Genomic DNA, 16517 nt, shown 5'->3' with positions numbered 1-16517 from the left:
AGAGTTTAGGTGATTGAGCCGAGTTGATTTGAATAAAAACGCCCTCGCAGAGCGAAGGCGTTTGAGCAAATACCATATTGATTGATAACGGTATTAGCGCTTCTTTTGCGAGCCTTGCATGATCAAGCGGAAGAAGAGCGGGATAAAGAAGATGGCGATAAAGGTGGCGGCCAGCATGCCGCCAATGACCGGCCAGCCGAGGGCATGGCGGCTGGCCGCACCGGCACCGCTCGATGTAATCAAGGGGATGCAGCCGAGAATAAAGGCCAGCGATGTCATGACAATCGGGCGAAAACGCAGGCGCGCCGCCTCCAGTGCCGACTCGGCAATACTCATCCCTTCCTCATGCTTCATCACGGCAAACTCCACAATCAGGATGGCGTTCTTGGCCGCCAGCCCCACTAGGGTGACCAACCCAATCTGGAAGTAGACGTTGTTGGTGAGGCCCACGGCCCAGGTGGCGAGCAGGGCCCCGAACAGCGCGAAGGGAACCGCAGTGATCACCGCAAACGGCAGGCTCCAGCGTTCGTACTGGGCCGCCAGAATGAGGAAAATCATCACTATGCCGAAGCCAAACGCCATGCCGGCACTGCCGGCAGAGGCTTTCTCCTGATAGGCAGAGCCGGTCCACTCCAGTTTGGCATCGTTGCCGAGGGTACTGTTCGCGATCTCTTCCAATGCGGCAATGGCTTGTCCTGAACTGTATCCCGGTGCGGGTTGCGCCATGATCTTGGCGGCAGGGAACACATTGAAACGTTCCACCAACTCGGGGCCGCTGGCGTCACGTACCGTCACCAGGCTGCTAAGGGGGATCATCTCGCCCTTGTCGGAACGGACATAGATGTTGCGAATGTCGCCCTTCTTGGCGCGATAATCCGCTTCTGACTGAAGCTGGACCCGATAGGTACGACCGAACTGGTTGAAGTCGTTGACGTAAACCTGACCGAAGGTGGCCTGCATGGTGTCGAACACCGCATTGATGGGCAGCCCCAACGCCTTGGTCTTTTCCCGATCAAGATCCAGATAGACCTGAGGGACATTGGCGCGATAGGTCGAGGTGACGCTGGCAAACTCAGGCCGTTCTCTGGCTGCGGCCAGGAAATGTTCAACCTCTGCCGAGAAGGTCTTGGCATCGCTGCCGTGCGGTTTTGCAGATACCCTTCCAGTCCCCCCGTGGTGGACATCCCCTGGATGGGCGGTGGATTGAAGGAGGCCACAAAGCCATCCGCCAGCCCCATCAGACTCATGCCTTGAAAGGTATTCGCCAGGGAGAAGGAGTCTTGTCCTGCGTCTTTTCGCTCGCTCCAGTCCTTGAGGGTGATGAAGCTCAGGCCGCTGTTGCTGATCACAGCACTGGAGAGAATGTCGAAACCGGAGAAGGTGACGACATCCTTCACGTTCGGGTTGGCCATGGCGATTTGGTCAAACTTGTCAGCCAGCGCCTGAGTGCGAGTGAGTGCAGCTGCGTCTGGCAGCATGATGGCAGAGATGAGGTAGCCTTGATCCTCATCCGGTACCAGTTCCCCCGGTACTTTCATAAACAGCAGATAACTGGCGAGCAGCATGGTCACTATGATGCTGAAGGCCAGTGCCACCCGGCGATTCAGGAAAGCCACCCCACGCACATATCCTCTGGTGAGCTGGTCAAAGCGGTGATTGAACCAGACGAAGAAGCGAGCGGGTTCCTGATGGCCGTCCTTGAGCAAGACAGCACACAAGGCCGGTGACAAGGTCAGGGCAATGATGCTGGAGATGACCACAGAGACGGCGATGGTGATGGCAAATTGCTTGTACATCACCCCTATCATGCCACCCATAAAGGCCACGGGTATAAACACGGCGCACAGGACCAGGGTGGTGGCGACTATGGGGCTGAACACCTCCTGCATGGCGAGAATGGCGGCTTGCGGCGCCGAGAGCTTTCGCTCGCGCATGCTGCGCTCCACGTTCTCCAGCACCACTATGGCGTCATCCACCACTATGCCTATGGTCAGCACCATACCGAACAGGGTGAGCAGGTTGATAGAGAAGCCCAGCAGCAGCATGCCGGCAAAGGTGCCGATCAAGGACACCGGCACAGCGATACAGGGGATCAGGGTGGCGCGGAAATTCTGCAAGAAGAGGTAAACCACCACGAACACCAGCACCATGGCTTCAAACAGGGTATGTACTACCTCCTCAATGGAGAGTTTTACGAACTCGGTGGTGTCATAGGGGATCTGATACTCGATATCCTGCGGAAACCGGGTTTGCAGTTGCGCCATGGTGGCGTGTACGGCATCCGCCACGGCAACCGAGTTGGCACCCGGTTGCAGATAGGTGGCGATACCGATGGCAGGTTTGCCGTTTGCGCGAGCGACTATGTCGTAATCCTTGCCACCCAGCTCGACCCGGGCAATGTCCTTGACCCGAATTTTGGCGCCATTTGGCATGGATCGTATGATGATGTTCTCGAACTCTTTGACATCCTCAAGGCGCCCCTTGGTCTGCACCGTGTAAGTGAAGTCGATGGGCGTGCTGGTGGGCTGAGCCCCTATTTTGCCTGCGGCAAATTGGGTGTTCTGCTCACGGATGGCGCCAATCACATCGCCCGGGGTCAGCTGCAACTGGGCAAGACGATCCGGGCGCAGCCAGATCCGCATGGCGTAGTCAGTGCCACCAAAGAGCATGGTGTCGCCAACGCCAGGTATCCGCTTGAGCTCGTCGATGATGTTGAGCAGGGCATAGTTCGACAGGTAGGTCGTATCAAATGACTGGTTGGGTGACACCAGGGTGATGACCTGCAAGATGGAGGTCGATTTTTTCTTGACCGTGACTCCCTGCTTTTTCACCTCTTCCGGCAGTTGGGCCATGGCGGCCGAGACCCGGTTGTTGACGTTGATGGTGGCCTGATCCGGATCGGTGCCGATCTCGAAATAGACGTTGAGGTTCATCTGGCCATTGGAGGCGGAGCCAGATTGCATGTACACCATATGCTCAACCCCGTTGATCTGCTGCTCGAGTGGGGCTGCAACGGTTTGAGAGATGGCTTCGGGGGTTGCCCCCGGGTAAAAGGCCGTGACCGATACCACGGGGGGCGTGATCTGCGGAAACTGCTCGACGGGCAGGGAACGCATGGCGGCCAATCCTGCCAGTACGATAATGATCGATATCACACAGGAAAAGATGGGGCGCTCAATGAAGAACTTGGAAAACATACGAGCTCCTTACCTGGCCGCTGGCTTGCTGGCCATCTGGTCGCCGATCGCCTGCATCTCTTGGGCCGAGACAGGTTTGACTATGCTGCCGGGTCTGGCTTTCATCAGCCCCTCTACGATGTAACGCTCGCCTGCATCAAGGCCGCTCTCGATCAGCACTCCTTCTGCAATGGCCGGACCGAGTCTGACCGGGCGTGGTACCACCTTGTCATCGCCGTCCACCACCATCACCATGCGATCGGCCTGGGATTGCACAATCGCTCTGGCGGGCACCACTATGGCGTTTTTACGAATACCCAGGTCGATGGTGAGTCGGACAAATTGACCCGGTAGCAGGACCCCCTCTTTGTTGTCAAAGATGGCGCGGGCCCGAATTGTTCCCGTCTGCGGGTCGACCCGGTTATCGGAGAAGTTGAGCTTGCCCGCCTGGGGATAGACGGAGCCATCAGCGAGACGGATATGGGTACGCCAGTTGGTGGTGTCTTTGGCCTCAATCAATCCTTTTCGCACCGAGGTTTCAAAATTGAGACGGTCCTGTTCCGAGTAGGAGAAATTGACGTAGAGCGGGTTGTACTGGGTGATGGTGGTGAGCAGGCTGCTGTTGGCATTGGTTGAGATAAGACTCCCCTCGGATTGGGAGCTCTTGCTCGCCATGCCATCAATCGGTGCCGTCACCTGGGTGTAGCTGAGGTTGAGTTCTGCTTCTTTGACTGTTGCCTGTGCGGCCTGGCGGCTGGCAATGGCCGCTTCGTAGTTGGCGATGGTGTCGTCATAGTCCTTGCGGCTCACAACCTGGCGTTTGAACAGCGGTATGATGCGGTCCCGATCGGCGCGTGCCTTGTTGAACCGGGCCTGTTCCTGAGCCAGGGCCCCCTTGGCTTGTTCCAGTGCCACCTTGTAGGGGGCGGGATCGATGAGGAACAGCTCCTGGCCTGCTGTCACGGGTTGCCCTTCCACATAAGTGCGTTCAAGCAGGATGCCGTTTACCCGGGAGCGAACTTCGATCTCGCGATAACCCGCCGTCTCTCCCACCATCTCGGTCGTCAGCGGCACATCGGTCAGTTTGGCCTCGGCCACTACCACGGGCACAGGGGGGCGTACCTGGGCACTACTGGCTGGTTTGTCGCCACAGCCAGCCAGCACGCTGACCAGTGCCAGAGCAATCCAGCCACGCTTGAACATACTTTCCCCGACGTTTTGCACCTTCATCATCGCACTCCTGTTGAATGGGCAGCGATCGTCGTGCCCACCCCTGTTCTGAACTGATGTCATCAACTGCATGATTAATAATTCAACTTATTGGATTACAAATAGTTTTTAAATGATAGAGCACAGACATTGAACCCAAGCTGCTCGGTGTTGAATGTTGTCAGCTCCAATGAGGAGATGGGCGTCAGGCCAGCGACAATGGTTATCCTGATGGTGCGGGCGTACTCCATTATGAGCATTGCTCATGATCCGGGAGGTTTGTCGGGAATTATAAGAAGGAAAGGGGAGGGGGAAGTGGGGGCTGGGTCACAGTGGGGAGTCAAACGTCCCCACTGTGTGAATTTATCAGGCGAAGGTGGCCCAGATGGGAGCGTGGTCGGAGGGTTTCTCGATACCGCGCAGCTCGTAGTCGATGCCGGTTTCGGTCACTGTGTCCTTGAGGGCGTCGGAGGCCATGATGAGATCGATGCGCAGGCCGCGGTTCTCGTCAAAGCCCTTTGAACGGTAGTCAAACCAGGAGAAACGCTCGCACTCCGTGGGGTTGGCGGCGCGGAAGGTGTCGGTCAGGCCGAACCCTTTCAGGCGTTCCATCCATTCGCGCTCGATGGGCAGGAAGGAGCACTTGCCCTCTCGCAGCCAGCGTTTGCGGTTTGCCTCGCCGATGCCGATGTCGAGATCCGTGGGGGAGATATTCACATCCCCGATCAGCACGAGTTGATCATTCGGGGTGTGGTGAGTTTCCAGATAGTGCTGCAAGTCCTCGTAGAACTTCTGCTTGGCCGGGAACTTGGTCTCGTGATCCTGGTTCTCCCCCTGGGGGAAGTAGCCGTTCATCACCTTGATGAGGGAGCCATCCTCCCGTTTGAAAGTCGCCATGATCATGCGGCGCTGGGCATCTTCCGGATCGGTAGGGAAGCCTTTTTGTACCTCGACCGGCTTCTGCTTGCTCATGATGGCCACCCCGTAATGGGCCTTCTGACCGTGGAATTCCACGTGATAGCCCATGGCTTCCACGTCTGCCAGCGGGAAGGCCTCGTCGTGTACCTTGATCTCTTGCAGGCCGATCACATCCGGCTGGTGTTTGTCGATGATGGCTTGCAGCTGATGAAGGCGGGCGCGCAGGCCATTGATATTAAAAGAGATGATCTTCATGTCCGGGATGCTCATGTCATTTTTATAAGTCGCTATTGGACTAGGAATCCGCCGCGGATGCAAGTTCAGGGGCCGGCTTGGCCCCGCTGGCGTGGGCGCTTGCCCCGGCGCCAACGCTGGCCGGGGAGGGCGGCGCCACTCAACGGGTCATCTTTTTAACGAACACCACCACAAACAGCGCCAGCGTGAAGCTGCCGGTAAAGGCCTCGAAGGCGGCAAAGATCCGCGACAGGCCGACGGGAGTGAAGTCGCCATACCCCAGGGTGGTGAAGGTCACCACGCTGTAGTAGAGGCATTCGAGCAGAAAGATGGCGTTCTGTTCGAAGGGGGCGCCGGGCTGGTAGATAAGGTGCTCACCCTGGAAGCTCAGGCCGAAGAAGAAGTAGAAGATGCTGCAGATGAAGATGAGCAGCAGGGAGAAGAGCACCACCCGCATCGGCGCCTCGCCGTAGCCGCAGAACAGATCGACTATCCAGGAGGTGAATCTCTGGATTGACCAGAGCGGCAGTTGCAGGCGGCGCATGGTGAGCTCCCGCTGTATGTAGCGGCCTGACATGGTGAAGATGCCTTGCGCCTCCGAGGCTTTGCGCAGATCCCGGTAGGTCTCTTCGGCCTCCTTGAACCAGATGCGGGCTTGCGCCGGATCCCGCTCGCTGCGTCCGCGCCGCTCCTGCATCAGTCGTTTGCCGGTGTTGAGGTTGTCGAGGCGGGTGTTGTGCCAGCGGATGCCGAGCAGATTGACGTCGTCGAGTTCGGCGCAGTGGAGGTTGGCGTCACTGAGATCCGCCTTCATCAGGCTGCCGCCCTTGATGCGAATGCCGTAGAGGTGGGCACCTTGCAGGTTGGCCCGATAGAAGTTGCACTGCTCCAGCAAGAAGCCCTGTGGTGCTCCCTTCTTCACCAGATTGAGCCCGGCCAGGTTGGCACGAGCCAGTTGCAGGCCGTGGCACAGACCGCCCTGATGAATGTAGTGCTCAAGCTCATGCGCCGTCTGGGGATCCTGATGATCGGCGTGGGGATCGTGCCAGCGGCACAGCTCGTGCTCCCCTGCCTCCTCGCTGCAGTGACGCCCGTCCGCCACCAGATATCGACACATCGCCATTGCGGTTCTCCTCCCCTCGCCAAGTCTGTATCAGCATAGGCGAGGGGAGCCGCTTCCGGGTCAGCTGAGCTGGGTAAACTCCTGACGCAGCTTGCGAAAACGATCCTGCTGGGTGGGGTTGAGGGGGATGCCGTCCAGCACCTCCAGCGTCTCCTTGCACTCGGCGCCAAACTCCGGGCTCTTGCGATTCTTCTGCATCAGTTGCAGCAGCACCTGGATCTTGTTGAGGGCAGCACCTGTATTGGCGGGGGCGCGGCGCAGGGCCTCACGAAAGTGGCCGAGGGCCTGCTCCAGCTCACCACTCTGATAGGCCTTGATACCGAGATCGTTGAGCTGCTGGTAACGCTGACGCCGCTCCAGCACTGTCTTGTCATCACGGGTGGCCTGGATGCAGGTGGTGAGCAGCCTGTCTTCATCCTCTGCCAGCAGTGCCTGCAGGCTCTCTGCGTATTCGAATTCGCCGAGCTGGTAGAGGGCCAGTATGGTCTCGCCCAGCAGGCTGGGGGGCATGGTGGCCGGTTGGTCGAGCCAGTTCTGGTTGGCGCGATAGAGCATCTTCTTGCCCTTGAGCAGCTCCCCCAGGGCGATCTGCACCCTGGCCTGGCAGATCTGCTCGAACACCGGGTAGTTGAACTCCGCCATCATCAGCGAATCGCGGATGCGAGACAGGGCCGAATTCACCTGTTTCTGCAGATTGGCGATGTGGTAGCTGTCGTTGCTGTTGAGGGCGTACAGGGTCAGGGTCTGGATATAGGCCCCCAGATAGTGAGGGGTGCGATGGATGGAGTTGCGCGACAGGTCGATGAGGGACAGCAATACATCCTTGGCCTGGGCGTAGTCGTGGCGTAGCAGGCACACTTCTGCCAGCCGGCGGGAGAGCTGCACCGACTGGGGCGAAATATCCACCGCTCGCCTGAGCTCCTGCTGTGCCAGCTCGTCATTGCCAAGGGCCAGCTGGGATTCCGCCAGCCACATGTGGGCCTCCACCATCAGCGGGGTATTCTTGAGGGTAGCCTGCAGGTGGCTCACGGCCTCCTCGTTCAGGCCCAGGGTGTGGCACGCCTTGCCCAGCGTCAGCCGAGCCCAGCTGTTCTCTTGCCCGGCCAGCAGTTGGCGCATCAGGCTGCGCGCCTCCTTGGCCTGCCCCAGCTTGAGCTGGGTATCGGCTTGCAGGCAGCGGCAGAAGTTGGCAAAGCGGGGCACCGCATCGGCTCGCTCGGCACAGATGGCCAGCAGAGCAGGCAGATCGTCCTTGGCCAGGGCGGTGAAGACGCTCTCCAGCGCCTGGCGGCGGGCGAGGGCACGCTTGAGGCGAAAGGAAAACTGTTCCTGGGAGAAGGGCTTCATCAGGTATTCGTCGGGCTCGGCCTCCAGCGCACTCAGCACCATGGCGCGGGAGCTGTCAGCGCTCACCATGATCACCACGCTCTGGGGGGGGATGAGATGCTGATCCCGCAGACTTTCCAGCAGTTGACGCCCGTTCTCGCCGCCCCCCAGTTCGTAGTCGAGCAGATAGATGTCAAAGGTCTCTTTCTGACAGCGGCGCCGGGCTTCCTCGGCCGAATTGACATAGGTGATGCGATTGATGCCCAGGTTGATCAACATGGCCTTCATCATCACCTGAAAGGATCGCTGTTCGTTGACCAGCAAGATGCGTTTGGGCTTGGGCTGGACTTTTTTCTCTGCTTCGGGTTCCGGTGTCTGCATCTGTCAGGGTCAAGGCGCTACGGGCGGATAACAGAAGTGTGCCACCAAAGCGCGCAGACAGGCAATTGAACATGGGCCGGCCCCGCTGTTTTTCAGCGGGGCCATACGGTTTATGGCTTCTCTTGCACCAGATAAGGGGCAAACTGGGGGGTGAATTTCGCGGTAAAGCCCTGCTCCGTCTTGATGATGAGATAGGCCGCCAGCTGATGTTCTTTGGCGAAGGCCATTGCCTGATCAGGCCCCATCACCATGAGTGCTGTATCGAGGGCGTCGGCCTCCAGCGCTGTGTTGGCCATCACGCTGGCGGAGACCAGCTTGTGGGTCACGGGGGCGCCTGTTGCCGGGTCGATAATGTGGGAGTAACGCTGACCATCGAGCTCGTAGTAGTTGCGATAGCTGCCTGCGGTGCTGAGGGCCATGCCATTGGGGGTCACAACATCGGAGAAGGCGCCGGGTTGATCCGCCGGTTTGACAATGGCGACGCGCCAGGGCTTGCCCTTGCTGTTGTTGCCTTTGCTGCGCACGGCACCCGCCACTTCAATGAGATAGTTGTGGACGCCCTTGCTCTCTAGCAACACGGCGATTTCATCCGATGCGGCGCCTTCCCCCAGGGTAGAGAGATCGAGGTAGAGATCCGGGATTGCCTTGCTGAGCAGGAAGTGATCCCCCTGCGGGGTCAGGGTCAGTTTGTCGATACCCACTCTCTGACGCGCCTTGGCGATCTGTGCGTCACTGGGTTTCTTGAGCGGGCGCATGTCCGGCCCGAATCCCCAGAGGTTGACCAGAGGGCCCACTGTGACATCCAGCTTGCCCTGGCTGAGGTGTCCCGTATCAATGCCCTGTTGCACTATGGTTGCCATGGTGGCCGGAATCATCATGGGCTGGTTGGCTGGCCCCTGGTTGAAGCGGGAGATGAGGGAGCTCTTGTCATAGGTGGAGATCTCCTTGTTCATCCGCGCCAGCAGGGCATCCAGCTCACGCTTCAGCTCTGCTTCACCGCCCGGATAGGGATCGTTCACCGTCACCACATAGTAGGTGCCCATGGTTTGACCCTGAATGCGGGTCTGGGTGGGGGCTGGCTGGCAGGCGGTCAACATCAGCACCAGAGGTAACAGCAGGCCACGCAGGGCCGACATGGAGGTGAACGACATAAGCAACATCTCTATCTCAAACAGGGCGTTGTGCCACAGGGGCGCCAGCTTAGCCAAGAGGTTGGCGGGTGGCGAGTGTCTGGCGCACAAAATCGCGGACAAAATTAAACACAGGTGGGCCTATGACGAGGCGGGTGCGTATCCATTCAGGCTCAAGGTCTGTTGTTAATAAGGTCAATCTGGTGACTTGACCCGCAGCTTTGCACTAAAGCCATAGCCGATTGACAACACTTGAGTAGAATAAGGTCGATTTTGACAGCATCTTTGCCCGTTGTGGATCACAGCCTGAGGCAATTGTGTTGCCATCTATTGCCAATCAAAGGAGAAGATGATGAAAAAGGCGATTACCCTGCTGTTTCTGAGCACCCTGGCTGCCCCGGCTCTGGCCGATGAGTGCGCGTTGGTCATCGAAGGCAATGATGCCATGCAGTTCAACCTCAAAGAGATGAGCGTACCGGCGACCTGCAAAGAGGTGACAGTGACCCTCAATCACACAGGCAAGATGCCGGTGACCGCCATGGGCCACAACTGGGTGCTGTCAAACACCGCCGACTATCAGACTGTCGCCACCGCCGGCATGAGTGCCGGTGCCGACAACAACTACCTGCCCAAGGATGATCCGCGGGTGCTGGCCCACACCAAGATGATTGGCGGCGGCGAGAGCACCAGCGTGACCTTCAAAACCGACGGCCTGGCTGGTAACGACCTCACCTTCTTCTGCTCCTTCCCCGGCCACTTCGCCATGATGAAGGGCAGCTTCAAGATCGGCTAAGCCGCTTGTTCTGGTTGTCATGAAGAAAAAGCCGGGCTGCCCCGGCTTTTTTATGATGCGCAAATCTTGTGTCGATCGCGGATGTAGATGAGCCAAGCGATTGAATAAATGATTCATTTCGTGATCTGGCAAGGAGTGGCCGCGCTTTGGGCGGGATAAAATAGGCAGCAAGCGGGGCCTGCTGGCCCGGACACTGAATGGATGTGAGTGATGAGCGCAGTCAAATGGGTTGTCAGCTGTTGTCTGATGCTGGTGTGTGCCCTGGCGCTGGCGGCTGAGCCCCCGGTCAAGAAGAGCCGCAACGGCATCTGCCACCCCCAGGGCGGCACCTACTACAGCCGCACCAAGCACTATGTTCCCTACGACACCATGCAGGCCTGTCTCGACAGCGGGGGCCGCGCCCCCAAACGGTGATCCCGTCTCCAATGGCCTGCGCGGGCCTCTCCCCTATCTGGCTTGCAGGGTAAAGAAGGCGATGGCGGTCTTCTTCTGGCACTCCAGCCGTATGCTCTCCTCGCCGGTCACCACCAGGGTGTCGTTGACCGCCACGGTATGATCCTGAACCGTGAGCTGACCGCTCAGCAGATGGCAGAGGTAGGTTTTGTCGGCCTCCAGAGTCAGGGTGAGGGGAAACGGCAGATTGAGCACCCGTACGTTGGCGCTGATGCGCGCAGGATCGTAGATGAGCCCCAGATCCGTCACCTCTTTTTTCAGCAAGGCGCAGTGGGTCTCGTCATCCCCGCTGAAATGGGCCGCCTCCAGGGTGGCGTAAGGATGGCCGTTGAGCACGAAGCCGGCGCCGCTGACGGGCAGCAGGATGCGCTGATAACCCGGGAAACGGGAGAACATACCGGCTTCCTTGATGGGGGCCGAGCTCAGACGGTAGTCAAAGTCGAGCTTGTCCAGAGTCGCTCCCCTGGGAGAGATGAGGATCTGGGCTGTGGTGCCCTGCTTGTTCTTCCAGGGCATCTTCAGCTGGTCCGACTCTTTAATCAGGGTGATCACAATGGCGCCTCGGCAGGTGGGTGAGATAAGTGGTCAATGAGGCCAAGTGATACCATTCCGCGCGGCGGCTCACAAGGCGGCAGCTATCCGCGGCCGTCCGGTTGCCCACTATTTCAGCACTCTTTCGCTGCGCAGGCCGACTGTCAGGTTACCGGCCTGTCTCTGCCACCCGTTCTGCTCAAGAAGACGCCACTCGACCCGCTCCGGGGAAAGGCAATCGTCAGGGTGTGATCACAGCGCTGTTAAACGGGCAGGGTGTCGTTACACTGGCAGTTCCGTTGTTGTCTGGAGGCCCTATGAGCCACAAAATCATTCTGGATACCGACCCGGGTATCGACGACGCCATGGCAATTCTGTTTGCCGAGGCGCACCCCGCCATCGATCTCATCGCCATCACTACCGTCTTTGGCAACGCCACCATCGACAATGGCACCCGCAATGCACTCTGGCTCAAGCAGAAGTACGGCATGAAGGCAGATGTCGCCCAGGGCGCGGCCGCGCCGCTGCTGCGCGATCCCGTGGGGCCGACCACTGTCGTGCACGGCCCGAGTGGTTTCGGCGATGTCGAGGCCGGGGAGGTGAGTCTCGCCCCGGATGCACGCCCGGCGTGGCAATACATAGTCGACGCAGTAAAAGCCGCCCCCGGCGAGATCACCCTGGTTACCATAGGGCCGCTCACCAACCTGGCGCTGGCGCTGCAGGAGGCACCGGAGATCACCGGGTTGGTGAAGCAGGTGGTGGTGATGGGCGGTGCCTTTGGCGTCAACGGTCATCGCGGCAACGTCACCCCCTATGCCGAGGCCAATATCCACGACGATCCCGATGCCGCCGACCGGGTGTTTACCGCCAACTGGCCCGTGGTGATCATAGGGCTGGATGTGACCCAGCAGAGCTTCTTCAGCAGTGGCTATCTGGATGCGCTGCGCGATGAGGCGGGCGAGCCGGGCCGCTTCCTGTGGGAGGTGAGCCGTTTCTATCTGCGCTTCTACTCGGAGCGCATCGGCCTGGATGGTTGCCACGTACATGATCCCTCCGCCATCGCCTACGTGATCGATCCGACTCTGTTCACCCTGAGAAAGGGGCCTGTGCGGGTGATCAACAGTGGCCCCGCCATCGGTCATACCCTGCAAAAGTTCGATGACAAATCCCATCCTCATGACGGCTGGGCCGACTATCGTGCCCAGCATGTGGGGGTGGCGGTGCGGGATCAGGCGCTGCTGGCGCTCTATCGCGACACCCTGGTGGCCTGGGGCAAGGATTGCTGACCTGCGTAGGGTGACCGAACGCAAGGTGAGTCGACGGCTGTGATCCGCGCCAAACATTCCGGCAATGGGGCCGCTTATACTGTCTGACAGCAAGACGTCAGCGGGGGTGGAAATAGCCCGGAGTGACGTGCTGACATTGAGTCGTTAGGAGGGAAGAGATGGCCTGGTTATCCTTGTTGGTGGCAATTGCCCTGATCGGGTGGTTGATGACGCTGGGGCGGGGAGCCCTGTTCGAGATCCGGTTGCAAGCGGACAAGGTGGTGGTCAAGCGGGGCAAGGTGTCCCCCGCGTTTTTGGCCCAGGCCCGGCAGATCCTGCACCACGATCCCGTGCGGGGCCGCATCCTGGGTCAGCGGGACGGGCACGGGGTCAAGCTGGTCTTCTCCCGTTCGATCCCGGAGCCAGTCGCCCAGCGTTTTCGCAATATCTTCCCTTATGCCGATTACCACCAGTCAGCTGTGTCTACCCAAGGTCCCAAGTCCCGCAAGGGCTGACGCCCTGATGGCACACAGCAAACGGGCCTCCATGGGAGGCCCGTTTTTTATGGCGAAGGTCTGCAGTTGTGCTACTCGTGCAGCTCGCGTTGGGCCTTGACGGCTGCCGGTTTGATGGCGGCTCCTTCATTTCCCCAGGAGGCGCGCAGCGTATTGGCCAGCTCGGCCATCTGCTCGTCGTTGAGGGTCCAGCCATAACCTGGCATGTGGTAGCCGATATGGCCCTGAGTGATCGGGGTCTCGGCGCCGTGTAGCAGCACGTTGAGCAGGCTGGCCGGATCATCGGCCAGCACAGTCTGGTTGCCCACCAGTGAAGGAATGACGTGGTCATTGCCCTCACCGTTGACCCCGTGACAGGTCGAGCAGTACATGGCGTAGTCTGCCTTTCCGCCCGCGCTGGCGTAGGCCCGGTTGCCCTGGCTCACCGGCGTGTCGTCACTGAGCTCGGTGAGATAGGTGGCGATGCTGGCGAGATCGGCGTCGCTGAAGTACTGACTGCTGTGAGTGATCACTTCCGCCATGGGGCCAGAAACGGCCTGATGCTGGCTGAGGCCGGTTTTCAGCAGATCGATGATCGCCTGCTTGTCGTACCGGGCCCCGCGGATATTGGGGGCATACCAGCCATCGAGCGTTGCACCGCTCAGATAGAGGGGGTCTGCCTCGGTCAGGGCCTTTTCCTGCATGCCGAGCCCGCGCGGGGTGTGGCAGCTGCCACAGTGACCGGCACCCTGCACCAGATAGGCGCCGCGATTCCACTGCTCGCTCTTGCCCGCTACCGGAGTGAAGCGACTGTCATCGTGATAGAGCCAGTTCCAGCCCATCAGCGGCCAGCGCATATTGAGCGGCCAGGGGATGTCGCTCTCCTTGTTGGCCACCGCCAGCGGGGGAACCTCCTTCATCAGGTAGTGATAGAGATCTTCAAGATCCTTATCGCTCATCTTGGCGTAGGCGGTGTAGGGCATGGCCGGATAGAGCTGGTGACCATCCCTGGTCACCCCTTCGCGCATCACCTTGATGAACTCCGGCAGGCTGTAGTTGCCGATGCCGTGGGTCTTGTCAGGGGTGATGTTGGTGGCGAACACTGTGCCTATGGGGGTCGGGAAGCCCTTGCCACCGGCAAGCGGGGTACTGGCCTCGCTGGTGTGGCAGGCGGCGCAATCCCCCAGCTTGGAAATATACTCGCCTGCCGACATGGCGGAGCCAGCCAGCGCAGGTTGGGCCGCCATGGCTGCCAGCAGGGCGGTAGCGGTCAGTGACAGGGCGCGGATCATTGGGCACCTCCTTTGTGCATGGCGACCAGCTCGTTGACCGCGCGCCAGGCCTGGTCGATGGCGGAGTGGGCGTAGGGGCTCCAGTCCGAGTCGGAGTTGGCGATAGTGATGTTGCCGATGGGCTGGCGACCCAGCTCAATCCATTTTTCGCACTGCGCCTCGTCATCAAACAGGGTATTGGTGATGTAGGAGTAGCCGTGGGACCAGCGGTTGACCGTGATGGCGAGGATGTCCTGCTCATGGTTGAAACCGGCGCTGCCCAGCATTCCCTGCAGTTGTTCGCGGATCATCTGTTCGTGCTGCTCGAACGGCATGCCGAGGATCATGGCGCGTCCCTTGCGGGACTGTTCGCGGGCCGACAGGCCGCTGCCCGGCAGGGTCGGCACATAGACCATGTGCAGGCACATGGGCTGATCCGGATTCTTGGGATGCTCGTAGCCGCCGAGGTTGACCGGGTAGTCCAGCTTGACCCGGCTGTAGGGCGCCGCGGGGGAGTAGACCTCGTGCACTCCCAGCTTGACGAAGGATTGCCAGTTCTTGATCACCACCTTGGTGTAGACCAGCGGTGCCTTGGCGTTCTGGCGAAGGGCCTCCTTCTGGGGCTCTGCCATCTCCGGCACCATGTAGGGGATCATCATGTTGTAGCCGGCCATGACTGACTGTTTGGCCCGCACCCGATGGAGTTTGCCCTCCTTGATGTAGGTGACATCCACCCCTGTGCTGCCATCGGTGCGGCGGATGTTCTTCGCCTGCAGCGCCGTGCTGCCAAGGCGCAGTTGCACCTTGTGCTCCGGCAGATCGAGCTTGCCGTAGTCAAACTTGGCCAGCACCACATCCTGCATGGTGTGGCCCGGCGCCACCTGCGGGATCAGCTTGCGCACCATCAGGCGGGTCAGGCCGGCGTTGCCATCCGGGAAGTGGAAGATGTAGGGATCGTCCAGCTCCGCCTGCTCCTCGGCATCGAGAGGAGTGAGATCCAGCCCGTCGAAGCCAGGCAGGGCACAGAGCCGCGCATCGGCGCAGGCGGTGGCATCGATACCGACCGCCTGGAAGTCGTTGGTGCGCTGCTGGAAGTAAGTGATTGCACGTTCGCTCAGACCCACCTTGTCTCGCAGGAAGCTGGTGTAGCTGTTGCGGGTCATCCAGAGGTCTTTCTCCTCCCGGCTCATGCCACTGAGGTAGTCGATCTTCTCTTCGTGCAGGGCCAGCAAGGCTGCACGGTCGCGCTCATCGAGCGGGAAGTCACCGATGAATTCGGCAAGGGGGCGGCCGTTGAGGCGGTCCCGGGGTATGTCGTCGGCCACGTTGTGGCCAGGGTCACCGCTCACCACCTTGTTGACGCCAAAGTGCTTCTCGTCGAAGTAGACGCCGCGGCTCAGGCCCAGATCCGGATAGAAGGTCTGCTGGAAGCCGGCGGCCAGTTCGTCGATGTTCACCTCGAGCGTCTTGAGCAGGCCGAGCGCGATGGGGCTGTAGACGGAGCGCGGCGATTGCAGGGATTCACTGCCGCCGTAACCCAGCCGCAGGCCATCAGGCGTGGTGAATTCGTTGCGCTTGGCGTGGCCGCCAAAGTCGTCGTGGTTGTCCAGCAGCAGGATCTTTTTATCCGCGCCGAGTAACTGTTGATAGAAGCAGGCGGCGGCCAGACCGCTGATCCCGGCGCCGACGATCACCAGATCGTACTCCCCCTCGAGGGGAACATTGGCGAAGTCATACTGCTTGCCGTCGCGGGCTATGCTGTGGGCCGGTTCAAAGGAGCCCGGGTGGTTGCCTCGCAACCCTGTGAGGGCGGGCGGATAGGCAAGCGTCTTGTCGGCCAGCGCCTTGCCGCCCTCTGCCGCCTGCAACAGATTGATGGGGGCTATGCCTGCCGCTATGGTGATGGCTACGCCGTTGAGAAAGTCTCTGCGTGTGATACTCATGGCAATCCCTGTGGTATGAAGAGTCAAATGGGGAATGGGATAGGGTCGGTTTCGTCACTGGCTTGGCAACGAAGGGGCGCAACCTAACGCCATATCCGGATGGAGTCCATGGGTTTGATAATAACTTATTAAACAAGATGATGACGGTTGTGATGAAGCAGACCCGATGAAATGCATGAGACAGGTATGTTCAGGAGATAGTCTCACCAATAGCATGGAATTAACTTGAGCGTATTTTGATTAATTAAGGGTCTGTAAGAGTCTTTATAT

Annotated in this window: 12 protein-coding genes and 1 pseudogene; 4 read left to right on the top strand and 9 right to left on the bottom strand. The window is 59.7% G+C overall.

What is annotated here, in order from left to right; all coding sequences use genetic code 11:
• Positions 1-93 precede the first annotated feature (93 nt).
• The 6 genes and pseudogenes from OKC28_RS12180 to OKC28_RS12155 form a co-directional block, all read right to left on the bottom strand.
• Positions 94-3197 (bottom strand): annotated as a pseudogene (locus tag OKC28_RS12180) (efflux RND transporter permease subunit).
• 9 nt (positions 3198-3206) lie between these two features.
• Positions 3207-4406, bottom strand: a complete 1200-nt coding sequence (locus OKC28_RS12175) for an efflux RND transporter periplasmic adaptor subunit (protein WP_270689444.1) — start codon at positions 4404-4406, stop codon at positions 3207-3209.
• Between the two features lie 345 nt (positions 4407-4751).
• Positions 4752-5558: an exodeoxyribonuclease III gene (gene xthA / locus OKC28_RS12170; protein ID WP_021138035.1), complete on the bottom strand. Its 807-nt coding sequence runs from the start codon at positions 5556-5558 to the stop codon at positions 4752-4754.
• Positions 5559-5697: 139 nt separating this feature from the next.
• Positions 5698-6660: an ion channel gene (locus tag OKC28_RS12165; RefSeq protein WP_234577217.1), complete on the bottom strand. Its 963-nt coding sequence runs from the start codon at positions 6658-6660 to the stop codon at positions 5698-5700.
• A 60-nt stretch (positions 6661-6720) separates the two neighbouring features.
• Entirely contained in the window at positions 6721-8367 is a 1647-nt protein-coding gene (locus OKC28_RS12160; RefSeq protein ID WP_021138033.1) for a tetratricopeptide repeat-containing response regulator, read from the bottom strand.
• A 110-nt stretch (positions 8368-8477) separates the two neighbouring features.
• Complete coding sequence (locus tag OKC28_RS12155) at positions 8478-9518, bottom strand: FAD:protein FMN transferase (protein WP_059113039.1); 1041 nt, start codon at positions 9516-9518, stop codon at positions 8478-8480.
• A gap of 331 nt (positions 9519-9849) precedes the next feature.
• Here OKC28_RS12155 and azu point away from each other — a divergent pair, with 331 nt between their 5' ends.
• On the top strand, positions 9850-10290 hold the full coding sequence (azu, locus tag OKC28_RS12150; protein ID WP_256688383.1) for an azurin: 441 nt from the start codon (positions 9850-9852) through the stop codon (positions 10288-10290).
• Positions 10291-10500: 210 nt separating this feature from the next.
• On the top strand, positions 10501-10704 hold the full coding sequence (locus OKC28_RS12145; protein WP_059113944.1) for a hypothetical protein: 204 nt from the start codon (positions 10501-10503) through the stop codon (positions 10702-10704).
• A 33-nt stretch (positions 10705-10737) separates the two neighbouring features.
• Here OKC28_RS12145 and OKC28_RS12140 read toward each other — a convergent pair whose 3' ends face one another.
• Positions 10738-11295: a HutD family protein gene (locus tag OKC28_RS12140; RefSeq protein WP_256687956.1), complete on the bottom strand. Its 558-nt coding sequence runs from the start codon at positions 11293-11295 to the stop codon at positions 10738-10740.
• A gap of 296 nt (positions 11296-11591) precedes the next feature.
• Between OKC28_RS12140 and OKC28_RS12135 the strand changes: the two genes are divergently transcribed.
• Together OKC28_RS12135 and OKC28_RS12130 are read left to right on the top strand one after the other, a co-directional pair.
• Entirely contained in the window at positions 11592-12560 is a 969-nt protein-coding gene (locus tag OKC28_RS12135) for a nucleoside hydrolase (RefSeq protein ID WP_059113949.1), read from the top strand.
• Between the two features lie 158 nt (positions 12561-12718).
• Entirely contained in the window at positions 12719-13054 is a 336-nt protein-coding gene (locus OKC28_RS12130) for a DUF3634 family protein (protein WP_058394273.1), read from the top strand.
• Between the two features lie 71 nt (positions 13055-13125).
• Here OKC28_RS12130 and OKC28_RS12125 read toward each other — a convergent pair whose 3' ends face one another.
• Positions 13126-14325, bottom strand: coding sequence for a c-type cytochrome (locus OKC28_RS12125; protein WP_256687959.1), 1200 nt, complete (start codon positions 14323-14325; stop codon positions 13126-13128).
• A complete protein-coding gene (locus OKC28_RS12120) occupies positions 14322-16247 on the bottom strand; it encodes an NAD(P)-binding protein (RefSeq protein ID WP_256687961.1) in 1926 nt (641 codons plus the stop codon). Before OKC28_RS12120 ends, OKC28_RS12125 begins: the two co-directional genes overlap by 4 nt.
• Positions 16248-16517 lie beyond the last annotated feature (270 nt).

It is taken from the genome of Aeromonas sp. D3 (genome assembly GCF_027705025.1).
Lineage (GTDB): Bacteria > Pseudomonadota > Gammaproteobacteria > Enterobacterales > Aeromonadaceae > Aeromonas > Aeromonas salmonicida.
This window is presented reverse-complemented; position numbering and strand designations above follow the sequence as displayed.

What these genes read in the sequence shown, in the direction of transcription:
- OKC28_RS12145 (WP_059113944.1), top strand. Translation starts at nt 10,501, where the DNA reads ATGAGCGCAGTCAAATGGGTTGTCAGCTGTTGTCTGATGCTGGTGTGT.
- OKC28_RS12165 (WP_234577217.1), bottom strand. Translation starts at nt 6,660, where the DNA reads ATGGCGATGTGTCGATATCTGGTGGCGGACGGGCGTCACTGCAGCGAG.
- OKC28_RS12155 (WP_059113039.1), bottom strand. Translation starts at nt 9,518, where the DNA reads ATGTCGTTCACCTCCATGTCGGCCCTGCGTGGCCTGCTGTTACCTCTG.
- OKC28_RS12120 (WP_256687961.1), bottom strand. Translation starts at nt 16,247, where the DNA reads ATGAGTATCACACGCAGAGACTTTCTCAACGGCGTAGCCATCACCATA.
- OKC28_RS12160 (WP_021138033.1), bottom strand. Translation starts at nt 8,367, where the DNA reads ATGCAGACACCGGAACCCGAAGCAGAGAAAAAAGTCCAGCCCAAGCCC.
- OKC28_RS12135 (WP_059113949.1), top strand. Translation starts at nt 11,592, where the DNA reads ATGAGCCACAAAATCATTCTGGATACCGACCCGGGTATCGACGACGCC.
- OKC28_RS12125 (WP_256687959.1), bottom strand. Translation starts at nt 14,325, where the DNA reads ATGATCCGCGCCCTGTCACTGACCGCTACCGCCCTGCTGGCAGCCATG.
- OKC28_RS12130 (WP_058394273.1), top strand. Translation starts at nt 12,719, where the DNA reads ATGGCCTGGTTATCCTTGTTGGTGGCAATTGCCCTGATCGGGTGGTTG.
- OKC28_RS12175 (WP_270689444.1), bottom strand. Translation starts at nt 4,406, where the DNA reads ATGAAGGTGCAAAACGTCGGGGAAAGTATGTTCAAGCGTGGCTGGATT.
- xthA (WP_021138035.1), bottom strand. Translation starts at nt 5,558, where the DNA reads ATGAAGATCATCTCTTTTAATATCAATGGCCTGCGCGCCCGCCTTCAT.
- azu (WP_256688383.1), top strand. Translation starts at nt 9,850, where the DNA reads ATGAAAAAGGCGATTACCCTGCTGTTTCTGAGCACCCTGGCTGCCCCG.